The organism is Herbaspirillum sp. SJZ099 (assembly GCF_007828355.1).
GTDB lineage: Bacteria > Pseudomonadota > Gammaproteobacteria > Burkholderiales > Burkholderiaceae_D > Herbaspirillum.
Genome location: NZ_VIUO01000001.1, coordinates 675,004 through 695,703 on the forward strand (window position 1 = coordinate 675,004; position 20,700 = coordinate 695,703).

21 protein-coding genes are annotated in these 20,700 nt (G+C 61.3%); 13 read left to right on the forward strand and 8 right to left on the reverse strand.

What is annotated here, in order from left to right; genetic code table 11:
* Nucleotides 1–6 precede the first annotated feature (6 nt).
* The 5 genes from FB597_RS02940 to FB597_RS02960 form a co-directional block, all read right to left on the reverse strand.
* Nucleotides 7–699: a glutathione binding-like protein gene (locus FB597_RS02940; protein ID WP_144767960.1), complete on the reverse strand. Its 693-nt coding sequence runs from the start codon at nucleotides 697–699 to the stop codon at nucleotides 7–9.
* A 187-nt stretch (nucleotides 700–886) separates the two neighbouring features.
* Nucleotides 887–2,047, reverse strand: a complete 1,161-nt coding sequence (locus tag FB597_RS02945; RefSeq protein WP_144767962.1) for a pyridoxal phosphate-dependent aminotransferase — start codon at nucleotides 2,045–2,047, stop codon at nucleotides 887–889.
* 104 nt (nucleotides 2,048–2,151) lie between these two features.
* Complete coding sequence (locus FB597_RS02950; RefSeq protein WP_144767964.1) at nucleotides 2,152–2,712, reverse strand: putative toxin-antitoxin system toxin component, PIN family; 561 nt, start codon at nucleotides 2,710–2,712, stop codon at nucleotides 2,152–2,154.
* Between the two features lie 12 nt (nucleotides 2,713–2,724).
* Nucleotides 2,725–3,012, reverse strand: coding sequence for a hypothetical protein (locus FB597_RS02955; protein ID WP_144767966.1), 288 nt, complete (start codon nucleotides 3,010–3,012; stop codon nucleotides 2,725–2,727).
* Nucleotides 3,013–3,309: 297 nt separating this feature from the next.
* Nucleotides 3,310–5,094, reverse strand: coding sequence for a methyl-accepting chemotaxis protein (locus FB597_RS02960; RefSeq protein ID WP_144767968.1), 1,785 nt, complete (start codon nucleotides 5,092–5,094; stop codon nucleotides 3,310–3,312).
* Nucleotides 5,095–5,353: 259 nt separating this feature from the next.
* Between FB597_RS02960 and yaaA the strand changes: the two genes are divergently transcribed.
* Nucleotides 5,354–6,130: a peroxide stress protein YaaA gene (yaaA, locus tag FB597_RS02965; protein WP_144767970.1), complete on the forward strand. Its 777-nt coding sequence runs from the start codon at nucleotides 5,354–5,356 to the stop codon at nucleotides 6,128–6,130.
* A 112-nt stretch (nucleotides 6,131–6,242) separates the two neighbouring features.
* On the opposite strand, the gene FB597_RS02970 is transcribed toward yaaA, so the two are convergent.
* Nucleotides 6,243–7,043 carry an outer membrane protein assembly factor BamD gene (locus FB597_RS02970; protein ID WP_141916196.1) on the reverse strand — a complete coding sequence of 267 codons (801 nt, stop codon included), beginning with the start codon at nucleotides 7,041–7,043 and terminating at the stop codon, nucleotides 6,243–6,245.
* Between the two features lie 117 nt (nucleotides 7,044–7,160).
* On the opposite strand from FB597_RS02970, the gene FB597_RS02975 reads away from it, so the two are divergent.
* Both FB597_RS02975 and pgeF read left to right on the forward strand, forming a co-directional pair.
* Complete coding sequence (locus FB597_RS02975) at nucleotides 7,161–8,282, forward strand: RluA family pseudouridine synthase (RefSeq protein ID WP_144767972.1); 1,122 nt, start codon at nucleotides 7,161–7,163, stop codon at nucleotides 8,280–8,282.
* Between the two features lie 10 nt (nucleotides 8,283–8,292).
* On the forward strand, nucleotides 8,293–9,039 hold the full coding sequence (gene pgeF / locus FB597_RS02980) for a peptidoglycan editing factor PgeF (RefSeq protein ID WP_141916200.1): 747 nt from the start codon (nucleotides 8,293–8,295) through the stop codon (nucleotides 9,037–9,039).
* A 295-nt stretch (nucleotides 9,040–9,334) separates the two neighbouring features.
* Here the strand turns inward: pgeF and FB597_RS02985 are convergent, their stop codons facing one another.
* Nucleotides 9,335–10,285, reverse strand: coding sequence for a LysR substrate-binding domain-containing protein (locus FB597_RS02985; RefSeq protein ID WP_144767974.1), 951 nt, complete (start codon nucleotides 10,283–10,285; stop codon nucleotides 9,335–9,337).
* A gap of 135 nt (nucleotides 10,286–10,420) precedes the next feature.
* Here FB597_RS02985 and FB597_RS02990 point away from each other — a divergent pair, with 135 nt between their 5' ends.
* Both FB597_RS02990 and FB597_RS02995 read left to right on the forward strand, forming a co-directional pair.
* Complete coding sequence (locus FB597_RS02990) at nucleotides 10,421–11,188, forward strand: sulfite exporter TauE/SafE family protein (RefSeq protein WP_144767976.1); 768 nt, start codon at nucleotides 10,421–10,423, stop codon at nucleotides 11,186–11,188.
* A 21-nt stretch (nucleotides 11,189–11,209) separates the two neighbouring features.
* Nucleotides 11,210–11,467 carry a hypothetical protein gene (locus FB597_RS02995; protein ID WP_255517061.1) on the forward strand — a complete coding sequence of 86 codons (258 nt, stop codon included), beginning with the start codon at nucleotides 11,210–11,212 and terminating at the stop codon, nucleotides 11,465–11,467.
* 104 nt (nucleotides 11,468–11,571) lie between these two features.
* Here the strand turns inward: FB597_RS02995 and FB597_RS03000 are convergent, their stop codons facing one another.
* Nucleotides 11,572–11,841, reverse strand: a complete 270-nt coding sequence (locus FB597_RS03000; protein ID WP_144767980.1) for a hypothetical protein — start codon at nucleotides 11,839–11,841, stop codon at nucleotides 11,572–11,574.
* Between the two features lie 56 nt (nucleotides 11,842–11,897).
* Between FB597_RS03000 and FB597_RS03005 the strand changes: the two genes are divergently transcribed.
* From FB597_RS03005 to flhC, 8 genes are all read left to right on the forward strand, one after another.
* Nucleotides 11,898–13,721, forward strand: a complete 1,824-nt coding sequence (locus tag FB597_RS03005) for an alpha/beta hydrolase (RefSeq protein ID WP_144767982.1) — start codon at nucleotides 11,898–11,900, stop codon at nucleotides 13,719–13,721.
* 277 nt (nucleotides 13,722–13,998) lie between these two features.
* Nucleotides 13,999–14,739 carry a 3-ketoacyl-ACP reductase gene (locus FB597_RS03010; RefSeq protein ID WP_141916211.1) on the forward strand — a complete coding sequence of 247 codons (741 nt, stop codon included), beginning with the start codon at nucleotides 13,999–14,001 and terminating at the stop codon, nucleotides 14,737–14,739.
* 302 nt (nucleotides 14,740–15,041) lie between these two features.
* Nucleotides 15,042–15,599 (forward strand): polyhydroxyalkanoate synthesis repressor PhaR, encoded by a 558-nt coding sequence (gene phaR / locus FB597_RS03015; RefSeq protein ID WP_144767984.1) that lies wholly within the window; start codon nucleotides 15,042–15,044, stop codon nucleotides 15,597–15,599.
* Nucleotides 15,600–15,849: 250 nt separating this feature from the next.
* A complete protein-coding gene (gene rimO, locus FB597_RS03020) occupies nucleotides 15,850–17,226 on the forward strand; it encodes a 30S ribosomal protein S12 methylthiotransferase RimO (protein ID WP_144767986.1) in 1,377 nt (458 codons plus the stop codon).
* Entirely contained in the window at nucleotides 17,226–17,645 is a 420-nt protein-coding gene (locus FB597_RS03025; RefSeq protein ID WP_255464069.1) for a hypothetical protein, read from the forward strand. Before rimO ends, FB597_RS03025 begins: the two co-directional genes overlap by 1 nt.
* 177 nt (nucleotides 17,646–17,822) lie before the next feature.
* Nucleotides 17,823–18,992, forward strand: coding sequence for a cystathionine beta-lyase (locus tag FB597_RS03030; protein ID WP_144767988.1), 1,170 nt, complete (start codon nucleotides 17,823–17,825; stop codon nucleotides 18,990–18,992).
* 611 nt (nucleotides 18,993–19,603) lie between these two features.
* Nucleotides 19,604–19,921 (forward strand): flagellar transcriptional regulator FlhD, encoded by a 318-nt coding sequence (gene flhD / locus FB597_RS03035; protein ID WP_144767990.1) that lies wholly within the window; start codon nucleotides 19,604–19,606, stop codon nucleotides 19,919–19,921.
* A gap of 159 nt (nucleotides 19,922–20,080) precedes the next feature.
* Nucleotides 20,081–20,677 (forward strand): flagellar transcriptional regulator FlhC, encoded by a 597-nt coding sequence (gene flhC / locus FB597_RS03040; RefSeq protein WP_141916221.1) that lies wholly within the window; start codon nucleotides 20,081–20,083, stop codon nucleotides 20,675–20,677.
* The last annotated feature ends 23 nt before the right edge of the window (nucleotides 20,678–20,700 follow it).

Genomic DNA, 20,700 nt, shown 5'->3' on the forward strand with positions numbered 1-20,700 from the left:
CGCGGTTCAGCGTTTCTGGTACTGGCCTTTGCCGAACAGCAGATCCCTGGCCTTGTCATCGGTCAAGGGCTTGCGCTGGTCGGCCAGCACGGCCACGCCGCGCTGCACGGCCGGGCGCGCGCTGATGGCGTCGAACCAGCGCTTGACGTTGGGATAGTCGGCCAGGTCGATGCCCTGGTTCTTGTGCGAACGGGTCCAGGGGAAACTGGCGATATCGGCAATGGTGTACTCGTCGCCGGCCAGGTAGGCGTGCTTGGCGAGCTGCTTGTCCATCACCTGGTACAGGCGCTTGGCTTCGTTGCTGTAGCGGTTGATCGCGTATTCGATCTGCTCCGGGGCATACAGGCGGAAGTGGTGCGCCTGGCCCAGCATCGGCCCCAGGCCGCCCATCTGGAACATCACCCATTGCAGCACTTCATATTTCTCGCGGTCGGTCTTGCCGAGGAAGCGGCCGGTCTTGCCCGCCAGGTAAATCAGGATCGCGCCTGATTCGAACAGCGAGATGGGCTTGCCGTCCGGGCCGTCCGGATCGGTGATGGCGGGGATCTTGTTGTTCGGGGAAATCTTCAGGAAGTCCGGCGCGAACTGGTCGCCGGCGCCGATATCGATGGCGTGCGCGGTGTAGGGCAGGCCGCATTCTTCCAGCATGATGTGAACCTTGTGGCCGTTGGGCGTAGCCCAGCTATAGACGTCGATCATGGGTGTCCTTGTCGTTATCCGGTTGATCCGATGGTGGCGCACCGGCGATGACTGTCGTCAGGGGCGCGGTGCATTAGTGTAGCGGAAGGCGGATGCGGCTGCAGGAGCCGGGAGCGGTGCGGGAAGGAAGGCGGAGGAGGAACCCCGACCGGGGGATGGCGGGCGGGGCCGTGCTGCAGCGATGGAGTTATAACTTGGCCAGCCGGTCCAGCGCCAGGCGCAGCGTTTCATCCTTCTTGGCGAAGCAAAAACGCACGATGCCCGATTCCTTCGGCGTGTTATAGAAGGCCGAGACGGGAATGGCCGCCACGCCGATTTCGGTGGTCAGCCATTTGCAGAATTCGGCTTCGGAGAGATCGGAGATGGCGCCGTACTTCACGCATTGGAAGTAGGTGCCTTCGGAGGGCAGCAGTTCGAAGCGGGTGTTCTTGAGGCCATCGCGGAACAGGTCGCGTTTCTTCTGGTAGAAGGCCGGCAGCTCGAGGTAGGGCGCCGGATCCTTCATGTAGGCAGCCAGGCCGTACTGTACCGGGGTATTGACGGTGAATACGTTGAACTGGTGCACCTTGCGGAATTCCGCGGTCATGGCGGCCGGCGCGGCCACGAAGCCGACCTTCCAGCCGGTGACGTGATAAGTCTTGCCGAAGCTGGAATTGATGAAGGTGCGCTGCGACAGTTCCGGATGGCGCGCCAGCGATTCGTGCTGGCTGCAGTCGTAGACCATGTGTTCGTACACTTCGTCGGAGAGGATCAGGATATCGGTGCCGCGCACGATGTCGGCCAGCGCCTGCACGTCGGCCGCCTTCATGATGCTGCCGGTCGGGTTGTGCGGCGTGTTGACCATGATCATGCGGGTCTTGGGCGTGACGGCGGCCGCTACTTTGTCCCAGGGGATGCTGTAGCCGCGCTCGTCCACGTTCATTTGCACGAAGACCGGGATGCCGCCGGCCAGTTCGATGGCGGGCACGTAGCAGTCGTACGCCGGCTCGATGACGATCACTTCGTCGCCGGCATGCACCGCGCACAGCACCGAGGTCAGGATGCCCTGGGTGGCGCCGGCGGTGACGGTGATTTCGCCGACCGGATCGTAGCGGCGGCCATGGAGCTGCTCGACCTTGTCGGCGATGGCTTCGCGCAGGAGCTGCACGCCGGCCATCGGCGGGTATTGGTTCAGGCCGTCCTGCATGGCGCTGGCGACAGCCTGCACCAGCGCCGGGTCGCAATTGAAATCGGGGAAGCCCTGGCCCAGGTTGACCGCGCCCTTTTCGCTGGCGAGCGCGGACATGACGGTGAAAATGGTGGTGCCGACGTTGGGCAGTTTGGTGACGATATTGGCTGGCGTGCTCATTGCTGCGGGGCCTGATCCTGAAGTGTTTTTTACAAGCCGGCTATTTTAGCCGGAATTCTTGCCCGGCATTTTTGCGCTGCATCAGGATTGCGCTGCATCAGGAGTCAATCCTGGGCGGGCGGAGGAAAGGCGTCGAGCCGCCAGTGCTGCGGCGGGACGATGGAAAACATGCCTTTGCGCAAGGTCTTCCTGGCCAGCTTCAACACGGCCTTGTCTTTGCTGACCAGGACATGCGCCCGGCATTGCAGGGCCAGTTCCAGGAATTTCTGGTCATCCTTGTCGGTGCATAGCGGCAGGCCGAAGGTGTTGACCTCAGCCAGCGGCAGGCAGTGCAGCAGGCGGTCGAATTCGGCGCAGATGGCCGGCTTGTCGGCGGGCGTGAGCGGCAGGTGCGGGTAGTCCAGCACGGCCAGCCATTCGTTGCGGCAGTCTTCGCGGGTATAGGCTTGTACGCTGCCGTCCTGCAAGGCTTGCAGCAGGGCATGCCAGCGCGGATCGCGAAAGACGAACAAGTCCAGGCAGACGTTGGTGTCGAGCACCAGCCGCTGGCGTTCGCCGACGGCCGGCGCGGATCCGATGACGGGGGAAGCGGCAGGCGTGGCGGATGCGGTGGGGGCGATAGGTACGGTGGGGGCGGTAGCGAGGGGGATTGCCGGAGTGCTCATTCAATCATCAATCTAGTTGTCGATGCCGTGGTTGGCTTCCGGCGGCATGCCATGCGCTTGGAGCAGGTTGCCGCCGGCTTCGAGCACATCATACCCCTGGTCGGTGACGCGCCAGAAATTGTGCATGTCCACCGCCACCAAGCCGCGGTCGTGCAGCAGGCGCAGATGGTGCAGGATCAGTTCCGGCGCCAGGTGCTTGACCGACAGTTCCCCCTGGATCTTTTCCACGTCGCCGTAGGTGGTGCCGAAGGAAGCCAGGGTCTTGAGGATGTCGCCCATCAGGGCCTTGTCGCGTTTCATGGTTTGCTCCTTGCCGCTTGGCATGGCTGCCGCAATCGGGATGATTGTGCTTTTGCCGGCGCGCACTTCAATGCAATGTAATCACTTCAATGTAGCCGTTCCGTATATTGACCGCAAAAGCGGGCGCAAGTGCCTGTCGGGCTTGCCGGCGGTTTGCATCGGATCCGATGCATTGGTTAACGGCAATGTGCGTGGCGGATTTGAGTGCCGTGCCGGCGAAAACAACTTCGCCAGGCGGCGTTGCCTGCGAGGTTGACGGTTATGGGCCGCCCCGGCAATGCCGGGCGCGGCCTGTCTTCAAAACTGTTCCCATGCTCCGTCATCGGCGGGAGGGGTGAATTTGGGTTCGGCTTTCTTGGCGGGCAGCGCCGGCTTGTCCGCAGGAGATTGGAGGGCGGGCGCCGCCGCCGGCTTGATAGCCGGTTTGATGGTCGGTTTGATGGTCGGTTTGAGGGCAGGTCTGGCAGCGGTTGTTTGGGGCATCGGTTTGGCAGTCGATTCTGCCGCCGGTGCGGTGTCTGCGATGGTGTGCAAACGATCCAGCTTGAATACGCTGACCAGTTCCGCGAGTTTTCCGGCCTGATCCTGCAGGGAGCCGGCGGCCGCAGCGGCTTGCTCGACCAGTGCGGCGTTTTGCTGGGTGACTTCGTCCATCTGGGTGATGGCGAGGTTGACCTGTTGGATGCCATCGCTCTGTTCCTGGCTGGCCGCGCTGATCTCGCCGACGATGTCGGTCACGCGCCTGACGCTGGCCACTACCTCGGTCATGGTGGTGCCGGCTTGTTCGACCAGCTTGCTGCCGGTATCGACCTTGGCCACCGAGTCGTCGATGAGGGTCTTGATCTCCTTGGCCGCCGATGCCGAACGTTGCGCCAGCGAGCGCACTTCGGACGCCACCACCGCGAAGCCGCGGCCCTGCTCGCCGGCGCGCGCCGCTTCCACCGCCGCATTCAATGCCAGGATGTTGGTCTGGAAGGCGATGCCGTCGATCACGCTGATGATGTCGGCGATCTTGCGCGAACTCTCGGTGATGCCTTCCATGGTCTGCACCACCTGGCCGACCACGCTGCCGCCCTGGACCGCTACGTCGGAGGCCGAATTGGCCAACTGGTTGGCCTGGCGCGCGTTGTCGGCGTTTTGCTTGACGGTGGAGGTCAGTTCTTCCATGGCCGAGGCGGTCTCTTCCAGCGAACCGGCCTGCTGTTCGGTGCGCGAGGACAGGTCGAGGTTGCCGCTGGCGATTTCGCGCGAGGCGGTGCTGATGGTATCGGTGCCCTGGCGTACCTGGCCGACGATGCGCAGCAGGCTGTCGTTCATGGCCTTGAGCGATTGCATCAGGCGGCCGGTTTCGTCGCGGCTGGCGGGTTGTATGTCGACGGTCAGGTCGCCTTCGGCGACGCGCTCGGCGACATGCATGGCGTCTTGCAGCGGGCGCGACACGATGCGCGCCACCCAGGTTGCCAGCAGCAGGCCCAGGCCGATGCAGCAGGCCAGCAGGATGGCGATCATCGTGCGCGCGCTGTTGTAGCGGAGCAAGGCCTCGTTGTCGGTGGCGGCGGCGGTCTCGACATTCAGGTTCACCAACTTGTCCAGCGTGTCGAACAGGCGCAGGTAAACCGGCGTGAGCTGGTTGAGCAGGACATCGCGCGCTTCGTCTAGCTTGTGTTCCCTGACGTCCCCGGCGAGGGTCTGGTGGATGCCGGCAAAGGTTGCCATATCGGTCTTGATGGCGGCGAAGCTGCGTTCCTCCGCCTCGGAGTCGACCACTGCCGCGTATTTTTCCAGTGCCGTGTTCAACGCGCTGAACAGGCCAGTGATCAGTTTCTCGTTGTTCTCGACGTTGTTTTCATTGCCGGGCGGCAAATGCTGGAGCTGGATCGTGCGTATGCGTGCCAATGCGACCTTGGCTTCCAGCGGATGGCGCACGCTGGGCAGCGAGTTGAGGGCGATATCGGTCGAGGCCTGGTTGACTTTGGAGAGTTGCACGATGGAAAACACGCCCTGGATGGCGGTCAACACCAGGATCACAGAAAAAGTGATGAGCAGCTTGCGCGCGATGCGCAGATCATAGAACCAGGTCATGGTCGTTTCCCCCCTGTTGGATATTTTGTCGCAAAACGCGAAGTGGGCAGGCGCGCCCCCTGTTTTGCATGGATAGTCCTACTGTGCAGTGTAAAGAGCAGATTACCGTGCAAAAGCCTTAAAAGCGCTGTATTTGCGCGGCAAATTCGCGTATCGCGGCGGACTCTTGTCCGCTGGGGCGCATGGCGGATGATGGCGACGCGCGCAACGGACGCGCTTTGGGTATCATTGCGCCAACCTGTTGATTGGATGAAATCCCATGCTGATTGTTTTGTCGCCCGCCAAGTCGCTTGATTACGATACGCCCCCTGTTACCGACGTCCATACCACGCCTGCTTTCATCGCACGCTCGGCCGTACTGATCGAGGTGCTCAAGCAGCTTTCTCCGGCCCAGGTCGGCAGCCTCATGGGCATCTCCGACCAATTGGCGGTGCTCAACGCGAACCGGTATGCCTCGTGGTCGCGCAAGTTCACCGCCAAGAATTCCAAGCAAGCGGTGCTGGCCTTCAACGGCGATGTGTATGAAGGCCTGGATGCGAATTCGCTCAATGCCCGGCAACTCGATTATGTGCAGAACCATGTGCGCATCTTGTCCGGCTTGTACGGCATGCTGCGCCCGCTGGACCTGATGCAGCCTTACCGCCTGGAAATGGGCACCAAGCTGGCCAATCCGCATGGCAAGGACTTGTACGCATTCTGGGGCAGCGAGATCACCGAGGCCCTCAACGGCGAACTGGCGACGCAGAAGGCGCCGGTGCTGGTGAACCTGGCGTCGGAAGAGTATTTCAAGGCGGTCAAGCCCAAGCTGCTCAAGGCCAAGGTGATTGCGCCGGTGTTCGAGGACTGGAAGGGCGGCAAGTACAAGATCATCTCGTTCTATGCCAAGCGCGCACGCGGCCTGATGGCGCGCTATGCGGCGCTCAAGAACATCAGCCAGCCGGAAAAGCTCAAGGGTTTCGACCTGGAGGGATATGCGTTTGCCGAAGAGGCATCGACCGACAGCAGCTGGGTGTTCCGCCGCAAGCTGGAGGCGTGAGGCGCAACGGCGGCGATGCGCGCCGTGCCTGCTGGACATGAAAAAGCCTCGCAATGCGAACTGCATTGCGAGGCTTTTTGTTGGGCGGCTCAGGCCGGGGCCGGATATATCGTTACCAGATCTTCCACCAGGGCTTGGTCGCCTTCTTCGGGCCGCCGGTGTAGTAGGGGCTGTTCGGATAGTTGGCCTTGATGACGCGTTCGGTATCGTCGCGCAGCTTGGTCTGGCCCAGCGCATCGTAGGAGCGCATCAGGATGAACAGCGCCTCTTCGTTGGCCGGCGCGTCGGGGTATTGCTTGATCGCGGCCTGGGCGCGGTTGGCGGCTGAAATATAGGCGCCGCGGCGGTAGTAGTAGTTGGCTACGTGCACGTCGTATTGCGACATGGCGTTGACCAGGTACTTCATGCGGGCGACGGCATCCGGCGTGTACTTGCTGTCGGGAAAACGTTCGGCCAGCAGCTTGAACGAGTCGAACGCGTCGCGCATCGCCTTGGGGTCGCGCTCGGTGTTGTCCTGGTCGGTGAAGGTGTCGAAGATGCTGGTGCGGTCGTTGAAGTTGATCAGGCCGCGCAGGTAGTACATGTAGTCGACGTTGGGATGGTTCGGATGCAGCTTGATGAAGCGATCCACAGCCGCCAGGCCTTGCGCCTGGTCATTCTGGCGGTAATAGGCGTAGGCGATATCCATCTGTGCCTGCTGGGCATAAGTGCCGAACGGATAGCGCGATTCCAGCTTCTCGAAATACTTGATTGCCTTGTCGTAACCGCCGGCGTTCAGTTCGTCCTTGGCTTCCGAGTATAATTTCGAGGCAGACCAGCCGGTAGTTTCGTCCTTTTGCTCAGGCAACAGACCGCAAGCCGTGAGAGACAGGGCAAAGCCGACGGTGATTAACTTCAATAAGATTTTGTGCATGACTCTTGTGTGCTTGTCTGAATGCTTACCGTTTTTGCATGTCAGGCGCGAACGCCTTGCCGAGTCGGCTGCATGGTTAACCCAAATACAATCCACCCGATCCGGCGATTATAGCTGATGTCACGTAAGAAACCCCCTCAGATTACAAATGGCGAACAGCCTGTAAAGATCGACCTTCCCGACGATGAATTCGACGAAGGCGACGATGCCTCCGATGCATCGTCGTCCGCGCAGTTATCCGAACTTGCGCCCATTTCCCTGCGCCTGACCGACGATGCCATCGGCCAGCGCCTGGATAAGGTGCTCTCCGGCCTGATCCCGGAATTCTCGCGCAGCCGTATCCAGCAGTGGATCGAAGACGGTTACGTGACCGTCGACGGCGTCCCGGCCAAGGGCAAGATGACCATGCTGGGCGACGAGCAGGTGGAAGTGGCGCCGCAATCGTCGCCGCAGGACCATGCCTACGGCCCGGAGCCGATGGCGCTGGATATCCTGCACGAGGACAAGTCCATCATCGTGCTCGACAAGCCGGCCGGGCTGGTGGTGCACCCTGCCGCCGGCAACTGGAGCGGTACCTTGCTCAACGGCCTGCTGCACCATTGCCCGGGGCTGGCCAACGTGCCGCGCGCGGGGATCGTGCACCGCCTGGACAAGGAAACCAGCGGCCTGATGGTGGTGGCCAAGACGCTGTCGGCGCAGACCGACCTGGTACGCCAGTTGCAGGCGCGCAGCATGAAGCGCCAGTATCTGGCGCTGGTATGGGGATTGCCGCAACTGTCCGGCACCGTCGATGCGCCGATGGCGCGTCATCCGCGCGACCGCATCAAGATGGCGGTGTCGCAAAGCATGACGGCCAAGCCGGCGGTGACGCACTATCGTCGCCTGGCCACCGGCCTGATCGACAGCAAGCCGGTCAGCCTGGTGCACTGCCGGCTGGAGACCGGGCGCACGCACCAGATCCGGGTGCACCTGCAGTCGCTGGGGTTCCCGCTGGTGGGCGATACGCTGTACGGCAAGCAGCACCTGGCTTCGGTGTTCCCGCGCCAGGCGCTGCAGGCAGCCCGCCTGGGCCTGACGCATCCGACTTCCGGCAAGTTCAGGCAATGGGCGGCGCCGCTGCCGCAGGACATGGTCGAGCTGCTGGTGCGGGCCGGCATCGATCCGGCGCTGGCGACGATCCCGGAAATGTCGAGCGAACCGGACCCGGTGATGGGCGATCCGGACGACGACGATTATTGAGGAAGCCTGCATGGAGTTGCTGATCCCGGAATGGGATGCCCCCGCCAATATCGGCGCACTGGCCACTTTGCGCGCCGGCGGCTATAGCGCGCATCCGTATGGCGACGGCAAGGGCGGCTTGGGATTGAACCTGGGCGCCCATGTCGAAGACGATTCCGCGCTGGTGGCGAAAAATCGCGCCTTGTTGCGCCGCCTGCTGCCGCAGGAGCCGGCCTGGCTGTCGCAGGTGCACGGCACCACGGTGGTGGATGCCGCCAGCGCGTCGCCCGCCGTCCAGGCCGATGGCTGCGTCAGCGCCGTGGCCGGTGCCGTGTGCGTGATGATGACGGCCGATTGCCTGCCGGTCCTGTTGTGCGACCGCGCCGGGACGGTGGTGGGCGCAGCCCATGCCGGCTGGCGTGGGCTGGCGGCCGGCGTATTGGAAAATACCGTGGCGGCGATGCGTGCGCGCGGCGGACAAGACCTGATGGCCTGGCTGGGGCCGGCGATCGGTCCGGCGCAGTTCGAAGTCGGCGCCGAAGTGCGCCAGGCCTTCATGCAGCATGACGCCGCGGCCGATGCCGCCTTTCGCAGTTGTGCAGGCAAGCCGGGCAAATATCTGGCCGACATCTACCAGCTGGCGCGCTTGCGCTTGCAGGCGGCCGGGGTGGCCGATATTGCCGGCGGCGGGCTGTGCACGGTCAGCGATACCCGTTTTTATTCTTACCGGCGCGATAAAACCACTGGCCGCATGGCTTCGCTGATCTGGCTTAAATAGCCTGCAATAGCCGATCGGATCACCGCCTGGAAATGACAGCCCGCGAGGGCTAATACCGTTCAGTCAAGGCTAATTCTGAAGCATTCATCACCTGGCCCGTTCGGGCTGAGTAGGCCCGCCAGGGCCGTATCGAAGCCAGCGTATCAGCGTTAGCGCTCTTGCCTGCCCTTCGATACGCTGCTGCGCAGCTACTCAGGGCGAACGGAGTCTGGTCTCCATAAACCTCCGCAAACACAAATGCCGTTCAGTGCTTAACTGAACGGCATTAGTCCGCGAGGGCTGCCATTTTTATTTTTTATTGGCGTTTGCCGTTGTTGCTGGAAGAAGGCTGAGGCGGCCCCTTGGGCGGCCGATGCGAATGCGCCTGCAGGGCCTGGATCAATTCGCGCGTATGGCCGGGCAGGCCGTCGAGGCCGCGCACGCAGATCAGCAATTGTCGCCTGGCCCAGGCATCGGCCAGGGGCAGCACGCGGATATCCATATGGTCGGCGCAGGCGTGGGCTGCGGTTTCAGGGATGACCGCCACCCCGACCTGTTGCTCGACCATGCGGCAGATGCCGTCGAAACTGCGCAGCCGCACCCGGTATTGCAGGCGTTTGCCGGCGCGCGCGGCATGGCCGGCCAGATGCTGTTGCAAGGCGCTGTCGCCGGACAAGCCGACGAAATCCTCGCCCAGCAGTTCGCCGAAGGCCACCGATTTTCGCCTGGCCAGCGGATGTTTCCTGGCCAGCACGGCGACCAGGTGATCCTGGCGGAAGGGGAAGGTTTGCAAGGGGCCGCTGTCGGTCGAGTCGGCGATGATGCCCACGTCGGCCACGCCGTCTACCACGGCCTGCACCACTTCATAACTCAGCTTTTCTTCCAGTTCGATATCGGTGTGCGGATGGCGCGCCAGGAAAGTGGCCAGGACTTCCGGCAGGAACTCGGTCATGGCAGAGGTATTGCACAGCAGCCGGATGTGGCCTTTCAAGCCTTGCGCGTACTGGCCCAGTTCGTCGCGCAGCTGTTCCATTTGCCGGCCTATCATGCGCGCATGGTGCGCCAGCGCGCGGCCGGCATCGGTCGTCCGGACACCGCGTCGCCCGCGTTCCAGCAGCGCGGCGCCGAGCGCATCCTCCATGTTGCGGATGCGCGCGCTGGCCGAGGCCAGCGCCATGTGCGCACGGGCCGCGCCGGCGGTGATGCTACCGCTTTCCACGATGTGCAGGAAAAGGCGCAGGTCGGAGAGGTCGAATCGGTTGCTCATCGGCAGGAGGGGTGTTGGTCTGCCTTCGTCCATGGCGAAGGCTGGCTAAGTGTATTCCACATTTCCAGATGGCGCGAGGGCTGGCAGACTGCGCCTTGCCTGACTTCTTTTTCCATCATCTTCCTGGTCCGCATCATGCAATCGCTGCTTTCCTTCATGGGTATGAATTCCACTGTGCTGGCGGCTTGCCTGGGCGTGTTCCTGTTGGCCGGCTTCATCAAGGGCGTGATCGGCCTGGGGTTGCCGACCGTCGCGGTCGGGCTGCTGAGTCTTGCGATGCCGCCGGTGCAGGCCGCGGCGCTGCTGATTGTGCCTTCGATGGTGACCAATGTCTGGCAACTGCTGGCCGGCGGCGCCTTCATGGCGCTGGCCCGGCGGCTGTGGGCCATGCTGGCCGGGATCGTGCTCGGCACCTTGGCCGGCAGCGGTTTCATGGACGCCGACGGCGGTCGCCGCACCATTGTCGCGCTGGGCGTGGCGCTGGCGCTGTATGCGATAGCGGGCCTGGCATCGTTCAGGTTTTCGGTGTCGGCGGGCGCGGAGAAATGGTGGTCGCCGATCATCGGCCTGGCGACCGGCCTGATCACTGCGGCGACCGGCGTATTCGTGATCCCGGCTGTGCCGTACTTGCAGGCGCTCGACCTGGAGCGCGACCAATTGATCCAGGCGCTGGGTTTGTCGTTTACCGTCTCCACGGTCGCGCTGGCGATCAATCTGGGGCAGGGCGGAGCCTTTGGCGGCAGCGTGGCCGGCGCATCGGCGGTGGTATTGCTGCCGGCGCTGCTGGGCATGGGCATCGGCACCTGGGTGCGCGGCAAGGTGAAGGCGCAGACGTTCCGGCGCTGTTTTTTCGCCGGCCTGTTGCTGCTGGGCCTGCATCTGGCCTCGCATGTGGCGCAGTGAACGACGATGGCGGCTAACGGCATGTCTTGCAACTGGAAGATCGAAGGGCCGCGCATGCGCCCGCAAGACGAGGTGCATGTCTATGCTTATCTTGGCGGCCGGATGATCGGCATGCTCGATTGCCGGTTATATGGAGGCGGCGTGCAGTTGCGCATGGCCTACGTGTCGCCGCCCTGGCGCGGGAGTGCGGTGCTGCGCGATATGCTGGCCGCGCTGAGGAGGCATTACCGGCGGGTGGCCGTGTCGCGCCCGCGGCGCCATGGTGCGATGGGGAAATGACGCGATGCGCAAGCGGCGCCTCGTGCGGGTGGCGCCGGGATCGTGTCGCATCCTCGGATCTTTCTTGATGTCCCGGCACGGGCAAAAGGAGCCAAAGCCGTTATTCATCCGGCCGGATGGTTGGCGTTGTCTTCCGTTCTTTTCGGCTCGCATTCGGCATGCTCGTCATTTGCCGACTCTTCCTTGCGCGCAGCTTTCATTTTCTCCCTCTTTTGTCGATTCCGCTTGCGTTGCGGTGTACCCATCAGGTATAAAACAACGGACAAGGGAAATACGCCGTACAGCAGGAAGGTGGTCACTCCGGCGACCGCACTCAGTTCGGTGATCGACATCATGAAGACGACATAGAGCCATGCGATAGCAACGATATACATGGTGACTGGAGCTTCAGGATAAACCGTAAAGATACGCGAAAATTGCAGATCCGAGCATGAACAAGCAGAATCCGCAGCAACCCTCTCCTGATGTATCCGCATGGCTGGCGCAGATGTCCGACCCGAAATTCTGGGCTTCCCTGCCATCTCAATTCCAATCGCAATTTCAGCATTTACAGCAACTCCAGCCTCCATTGCCGCCTTTTCCCAATACGGGTTTCCCCTTCGGAGCGGCGGGGGCAGGGCAGTTCGACCCGTCTTCGCTGATGAAGCAGCTGGGCGAACTGGGCGCCTCGCTGGATGCGGCCGACATGCTCCGCCTGCAGCAGGATTATGCGCAGCAGTTTGCCGAACTCTGGCAATCGGCGGCGTCAGCCAAAACGCCTGCCATCACCGACCGCCGCCTTAGCGCGCCAGCCTGGCAAGAGAGCCCGTACTTCGCATTTCAGGCCGCCGCCTACGAGCTTAATTCGCGCTTTCTGCTGGCCTTGGCCGATGCGGTCAAGGGCCCCGACAAGGTGCGCCACAAACTGCGTTTTGCGGTGCGGCAAATGATCGATGCGATGTCGCCGGCCAATTTCCTGGCGACCAATCCGGTTGCCCAGCAAAAGATTATCGAGACCCGTGGCGAAAGCCTGACCAAGGGCATTGCGCAGTTGCTGGCGGACTTGCAGAAGGGCCATATCTCGCAGACCGATGAGACGGCCTTCGAAGTCGGCAAGGATGTCGGCGCCAGCGAAGGTTCGGTCATTTACGAGAATGAGCTGTTCCAGCTGATCCAGTACAAGCCGCTGACCAAGACCGTGCATGCCGTGCCGCTGCTGATCGTGCCGCCTTGCATCAACAAGTTCTACATCCTCGACTTGCAGCCGCAGAATTCGCTGGTGCGCTATACGGTCGAGCAGGGGCATACGGTATTCCTGATTTCGTGGCGCAATGCCGATGCCTCGATCGATGGCGCCACCTGGGAGCAATATGTCGACGGCGCCGTGGTCAACGCCATCCATATCGTCCAGGAGGTCAGCAAGCAGCCGCAGATCAACGCGCTGGGCTTTTGCGTCGGCGGCACCATCTTGTCGTGCGCGTTGGCGCTGCTGGCCGCGCGCGGCGAAGATCCGGTGTCCAGCCTGACGCTGCTGACGACCTTCCTCGATTTCGCCGATACCGGCGCCATCGATGTCTATATCGATGAGATGCAGCTGGCCATGCGCGAGCAGATGATCGGCAAGCGCGGCCTGATGGCCGGGCGCGATTTTTCCAGCGCCTTTTCCAGCCTGCGCCCGAACGACCTGCTGTGGAACTATGTCGAATCCAATTACCTGAAAGGCGAGACGCCGACCGCGTTCGATCTCCTGTACTGGAATGCCGACAGCACCAACCTGCCGGGGCCGATGTTCTGCTATTACCTGCGCCACATGTATCTGGAGAACGCGCTGAAGGATCCGGGGCGACTGACGGTGGCCGGCGAGAAGATCGACCTGCGCAAGATCACCGCGCCGGCGTTCATCTACGCCTCGCGCGAGGACCATATCGTGCCGTGGAAATCGGCCTATGCGTCGGTGGCGCTGCTCAATGCATCGAAGCGCGCCAATAACCGTTTCGTGCTGGGCGCATCCGGCCATATCGCCGGCGTGATCAATCCGGCCTCCAGGAACAAGCGCAATTACTGGACCAACGACAAGCTGGAGGCCGATCCCGATGCGTGGCTGGCCAAGGCCAGGGAGCATCCCGGCAGCTGGTGGAGCGAATGGGCGGCCTTCCTGGGCAAGCATGCGGGACGCAAGGTGGCCGCGCCCAAGGCCGCTGGCTCGGTAAGGTACAAGAAGATCGAACCGGCTCCCGGGCGCTACGTGAAGGTCAAGGCCGACCAGATCATCTGAATCTGCGGGCGAGCGCGGCGAGGCCGGTAACGTTTTCAGCGGCATCTTGCCAGCGGTTCCCGGTGCGGCCGTGCGGGAAAGCCGGCATGGAAAATGCATCGGAGCTTGCGCGGCTGTGCGACAGGCCTGCATCATCATGCAGCGAAGAACCGGATGAAGTAAGGATTCAGGGCGGCCGGAGGCAACCGGTGCCCTGGGAAATGCGGACGCAGAGCAGACGCGAGAGAGGGGAGATGTTGATATCCCCGGTAATCAATCCACACTAGGAGGCAGCACAATGAACAAGCGTATTGCATATGTGACCGGCGGCATGGGCGGTATCGGAACCTCCATCTGCGCACGTCTTTGCAAGGACGGATATACCGTCGTGGCAGGTTGCGGCCCGAATTCCTCGCGCAAGGACAAATGGTTGGCGACGATGCGCGAACAAGGCTTCGATATCCACGCCTCCGAAGGCAACGTCTCCGATTGGGATTCGACCAAGGCGGCGTTCGAGAAGGTCCGCGCCGAAATCGGTGAAGTCGATGTGCTGGTCAACAATGCCGGCATCACCCGCGACGGCCAGTTCCGCAAGATGAGCAAGGACGACTGGGACGCCGTCATCAATACCAACCTCAATTCGCTCTTCAACGTCACCAAGCAGGTCATCGACGGCATGGTCGAGCGCGGCTTCGGACGGATCATCAACATTTCATCCGTCAACGGCCAGAAGGGCCAGTTCGGCCAGACCAACTATTCCACCGCCAAGGCGGGCATCCATGGCTTCACCATGGCGCTGGCGCAGGAGGTGGCGACCAAGGGCGTGACCGTCAATACCGTCTCGCCGGGCTACATCGGTACCGATATGGTGCGTTCGATCCGTCCGGAAGTGCTGGAGAAGATCGTCTCCGGCATCCCGGTCAAGCGCCTGGGCGAACCGGAGGAAATTGCCTCCATCGTCGCCTGGATCGCTTCGGCCGAAGGCGGTTACGCTACCGGTTCCGACTTCTCGCTCAATGGCGGCCTCTACATGGGCTGATGTCACTTGCCGCGGCCGGCGCCGCCCGCGCCGGCTGCGGGATTGTTGCGAAGGGTTATTCTTCGCATTGCAATATTGGTTTGCCCATTCGCACTCTTTCCCCCCTATAATGTTCCGGCATGCTGCCCTGCAAAACCGTGGGTTGCACGATGCCCGAACGGGCAGGGCAAAAGAAGAAAGAGTAAGAGAGAGGACAGATAAGAATGTCCCAGACGTCTGCGGGCTGGGAGGCAACTGAAGCGGCCCGCAATCGCTGCAAACAATAGCCGCAACAGCGGCTGAAAAGAGAGACTGGACTTCAGATGACTACTGCAAAAAAATCGGCCGATCGCTTGATCAAGAAGTATCCCAACCGCCGTCTTTACGATACCCAGACCAGTTCCTACATTACCTTGACCGACGTCAAGCAGTTGGTGCTGGACAATGAAGAATTCACCGTGCTCGATGCCAAGAACGGCGACGACCTGACCCGCAGCATTTTGTTGCAGATCATCCTGGAAGAGGAGTCGCACGGCGCGCCGATGTTCTCCAGCGGCGCACTGTCGCAGATCATCCGCTACTACGGCCATGCGATGCAGGGCATGATGGGCTCCTACCTGGAGAAGAACATCCAGACCTTCATCGACATCCAGAACAAGCTGGCCGAAAATTCCAAGGGCTTCTATGAAGGCAAGCCGTTCAGCCCCGAGATGTGGACCCAGTTCATGAATGTGCAGGGGCCGATGATGCAGGGCATGATGAGCAACTATATCGAGCAGAGCAAGAACCTGTTCATCCAGATGCAGGAGCAGATGCAGAGCCAGACCAAGAACATGTTCGGCACTTTCCCGTTCGGCAATCCGCCGGACCAGAAGAAGTAAGGCCAGCGCGGCGTTGGACAGGCTTGCGGCGGCAGCCTGAAAAACGTCACAGGTCGACCTCCCAGACGGCCCATCGGGCCGTTTTGCATTTTGGCAAGTGTTGTGGCGGCGCCGAAGGAAATATGCGCGAAAAAAGCGCAGAAGAGAGTGGGGCGCGGTGGACAAGGTACAATACGGCCCTGATTTTAAAAGCATTTCCTAAAGCGTTTCCCCGTTTTCCCTTCCAGCCAGTTTCTCCAGCCAGTCCATCATGTCCAACGCATCCTCTTCCAATCCCCCGGCGCAGCCCAAGGTCGGTTTCGTCTCCCTCGGCTGCCCCAAGGCGCTGGTCGATTCCGAGCAGATCCTGACCCAGTTGCGCGCCGAAGGCTACGACACCGCCAAGTCCTACGACGGCGCCGATCTGGTGATCGTCAATACCTGCGGTTTCATCGACGCCGCGGTGCAGGAGTCGCTGGATGCCATCGGCGAGGCGCTCAATGAAAACGGCAAGGTGATCGTCACCGGTTGCCTGGGCGCGAAGAAAGATGCCGACGGCGACGACATCATCCAGAAGATCCACCCCAAGGTGCTGGAAGTGACCGGCCCGCATGCGGTCGGCGAAGTCATGCAGGCGGTGCACAGGCATTTGCCCAAGCCGCACGAACCCTTCATCGACCTGGTGCCGCCGCAGGGCGTCAAGCTCACTCCCAAGCATTTCGCTTACCTGAAGATTTCAGAAGGCTGCAACCACCGCTGCAGCTTTTGCATCATCCCGTCCATGCGCGGCGATCTGGTCTCGCGTCCGATTGCCGATGTCATGCTGGAGGCGGAAAACCTGTTCAAGGCAGGCGTCAAGGAACTGCTGGTGATTTCGCAGGACACCAGCGCCTACGGCGTGGACGTGAAGTTCCGCACCGGCTTCTGGAACGGCAAGCCGATCAAGACCCACATGACGCAACTGGTGGGCGCGCTGGGCGAACTGGCCGCGCAGTACGGCGCCTGGGTGCGCCTGCATTATGTTTATCCATATCCGCACGTGGACCAGATCATCCCGCTGATGGCCGAGGGCAAGATCCTGCCGTACCTGGACGTGCCGCTGCAGCATGCGCACCCGGACGTCCTCAAGCGCATGAAGCGCCCCGCCAATGGCGAGAAGAACATCGAGCGCATCCAGGCCTGGCGCGCCATGTGCCCGGACATCACGATCCGCTCCACGTTCATCGCCGGCTTCCCGGGCGAGACCGAGGCTGAATTCGAATACCTGCTGGACTTCCTCAAGGAAGCCGAGATCGACCGCCTGGGATGCTTTGCCTATTCGCCGGTGGAAGGCGCGACCGCCAATGCGCTGGACAATCCGGTGCCGGAAGAGCTGCGCGAGGAGCGCCGCGCCCGTGTCATGCAGTTGCAGGAAGAGATTTCCAAGAAGCGCCTGCAGGCCAAGGTCGGCAAGACCCTGCGCGTGTTGATCGATGAAGTCGACCGCAATGGCGGCATTGGCCGCACCTATTCGGATGCCCCGGAAATCGACGGCGTGATCTATGTGAAGCCGCCGTTCGAACCGCACCGCAAGTTGGCCGTGGGCCAGTTCGTCGATGTACGCGTTACCGCCGCCGATGCCCATGACCTTTGGGGTGCGGCTGAGTGATGGCGTCGTTTGCAGGATGGCGCAGCCTGACCTGCGCGGCGGCGTTGCTGTCCGGTTTGACTGGCGTGCCTGCTGCGGCCGGCGACGCCGCCGTTGCCCCGGCCGCTTCTTTGCAGCAAAGCCTGATGGCGCGTGCCGTCGTTTTGCGCGGCGACATCGATGGCCGCCAGATCCAGTTGTCGCTGCAGCCGAAGAAAAACGAGGATGGGCTGGAAGGCCGTTACTTCTTTTTCGGCGGTTCGCCGGAGATCCTGGTCGCGGGCGAAGTGGAAGGCGACGACCTGGTAATGGAGGAGTCGGTCAACGGCAAGGATGTATCCGGCCAATGGGAAGGGCATCGCCAAGGCAATGCCATCAGCGGCACCTGGTCCAACGCCGACGGATCCGTCACCAAGCCGTTTTCGCTGCAGCTTCCCTGAGCGTTTTCCGGGCGCATCGCCGCGATGCGCCTGCCTTGGAGGCTAGGGGCTAAGGGCACTGATGTTCCCGCTTTCCTCGCGGTTGAACGCTGCGCGCAACTTGCTGTCCGCGTATAGTGAGATTTTTCCGCGGCGGCACGGTATCGCTGCCGCCATTTCGTCGTCAGAGGCCGATTCGTGTCAGAACAAAAGCATACCCCGCAGACTTCCCTGATCCATAGCAGCTATCGTGCCCCGGATGGCTTCGAGGCTTTTCCGGTCGGCATCCATCATGCCTCCACCGTGCTGTTTCCCAATGTCGCCGCCATGCGCTCGCGCGACTGGCGCGAAAAGCTGGGCTATACCTATGGCTTGCATGGCACCCCGACCAGCTTCGTGCTGGAGGCCCGCCTGGCGGAGATCGAAGGCGGAAAGTATTGCCGCGTCACCCCCAGCGGCCTGGCGGCGATCGCGATGGTCAATTTCGCCTTGCTGAAAACCGGCGACGATGTGCTGCTGCCGGACAATGCCTATGGACCCAGCAAGGATCTCGGGCAATGGCTGCAGCGCGACTTCAACATCACGGCGCGCTTTTACGATCCGATGATCGGCGCCGGCATCGCCGACCTGATCGAGCCCAATACGCGCCTGGTGTGGACCGAGGCGCCCGGCTCGGTCTCGATGGAAGTGCCGGATATCCCGGCCATTTGCCGCGCCGCCCATGAAAAAGGCGTGCTGGTGGCCATCGACAATACCTGGGCGGCGGGCCTGGCGTTCAATGCCTTCGAGCATGGCGTCGACATCGTCATGCAAGCCCTGACCAAGTACCAGTCCGGCGGTTCCGATGTCTTGATGGGCGCGGTCATCGTGCGCGACCAGGCGCTCAATGAGAAGCTGGAACTGGCGCACATGCGCCTCGGTTTCGGCGTGGGCATGGACGATGTCTACCTGGTGCTGCGCAGCCTGTCATCGATGCGCTTGCGGTTCGAGGCGCATGACGCGGGCGCGCGCAAGGTCGCCGCCTGGCTCAAGCGGCGGTCGGAGATTGCCGCCGTATTGCATCCCGCCTTCGAGGATTGCCCGGGGCATGCATTCTGGAAACGCGATTTCACCGGTGCGGGCGGCCTGTTTTCGGTGATCTTCGATCCGCGCTTTAGCGAAGAACAGACCGACCGCTTCGTCGATAGCTTGCGCCTGTTCCGGATCGGCTATAGCTGGGGCGGGGCGCACAGTTTGTGCGTGCCCTACCGGATGCGGGGTATGCGGAACCAGTGGGCGCGGGAAGGTCAATTGGTCCGTTTCAATATCGGGCTGGAAACTCCTGAAGATCTCATCGGCGATATCGAGCAGGCGCTTGCCAGGATGTAGTTGCCCGCGTGGCATGTCGAGACGAACTGTCTCTCCGGCGGCAGCATTGCCGGCTGTTTTTCGGCTGGTCATTGAAATGCAGCAAATGTTGCCTCTTTTCATCCCTTTATCCGCAGCATGGAGGTTTTACAATCTTTCCCGGAGTTGCCATGTTGCGCAAACGGTGTAATGTCTTGTAAATAGATGCAAGTTTTATCCTCTGCGGGGGAGAACAAAATTACATTGCTGGCAGCAACGAGATGTCCGCTTTGTTGATGAGCTAGTCGCTGCCAAGCAACATAAGCTCCTCGCATGCAAATAATTTACATATGGTTTCATTGTCGGGATGACCATTTTTTCGTGGGATTTCGCTGCGGAAATTTTTTCTGTTGAAAAATTGGAAACATCTCCGGAAGTCTTCTACTGCCTGTATTCAAATAAGCATTACTTGATTTATTTGAAACTACTATAGAAAATTGTAGGATAAACGCCTACAAAATATACTAGGTTGTATCTGACGAAAAATACCGACCAAGTCTAATTTCCCGCCTGTCTCCCCCCCCTCAGAATTGGCTTGCAGTCAAGATATGTAACTGACTGTAAGTAGTTTCCTTTTGAGGCGGGGGGTGCAAATGAATACTAACGACATGATGGCGGAGATTCGCGACGCCAACTTGAGCTATCTCATGCTGGCACAGCAGATGATCCGTTCCGACAAGCCGACCGCGATCTTCCGGCTCGGCATCAGCGTGGACATCGCCGATCTGATCGAAGGCCTGAGCAATGCCCAGATCATGAAGCTGGCCGCCACAAACATGATGCTGACGCGCTTTCGTTTCGACGACAGCGCCATTCTCGGCATGCTGACGAACTACAACAAAGATAAAAGCCTGGCCCAGTCGCATGCGGCCATTCTGATGGCTTGTCAGCCCAGCGAACAAATTTCGTAAAACAACAAGACAAGAAGAGCCGGTGCGGCTGCATGCAGTCAACGCACCGGAGGGGAAGACGTTGAGCAGGACATAAGTTGGTCTTGGAAGTTTGCAGTCTGATGTCTTGCCTACAGGCGGATGGCAAGGCAGGGTCGATACGAAATCATCGGGGGTAGCATGGCTAAGAAAAGCGTTGTCACGGAGGCGCAGGAAATTCAGTTGGCCATAGAGCTGATCAATCTGGGGGCAAGGCTCCAGTTGCTGGAGTCTGAAACTTCACTCTCGCGCGAGCGGTTGCTCAAGCTGTACAAGGAATTGAAGGGCGTTTCGCCGCCCAAGGGCATGTTGCCGTTTTCCACGGACTGGTTCATTACCTGGCAGCCCAATATCCATTCTTCTCTCTTCATCAACATCCATAAATACCTGGTGCAGCATGCGCGCATCTTGGGTATCGAGGCAGTCATGAAGGCTTACAAGCTCTATCTGGAGCAGGTCGGCCAGACCGATTCGGGGGAACCGGTGCTGTCGCTGACCCGCGCCTGGACGCTGGTGCGTTTTTTCGAAAGCAAGATGCTGATGACCACGCCTTGCTGCAAGTGCAGCGGCCATTTCGTGGTGCACCGCCTGGATCTGCACCAGGATTACCTGTGCGGCCTATGCCATATGCCGTCGCGCGCCGGCAAGACCAAGAAGGCCAAGGACGCCGTGGTGGCGCTGGTCGAGCCCGCGCTGCTGCCGGTTGCAGCAGCGGCGCCGCTGGCGGCTGTCGCCTGAGCGCTTTCCGGTCTGGCAATCGG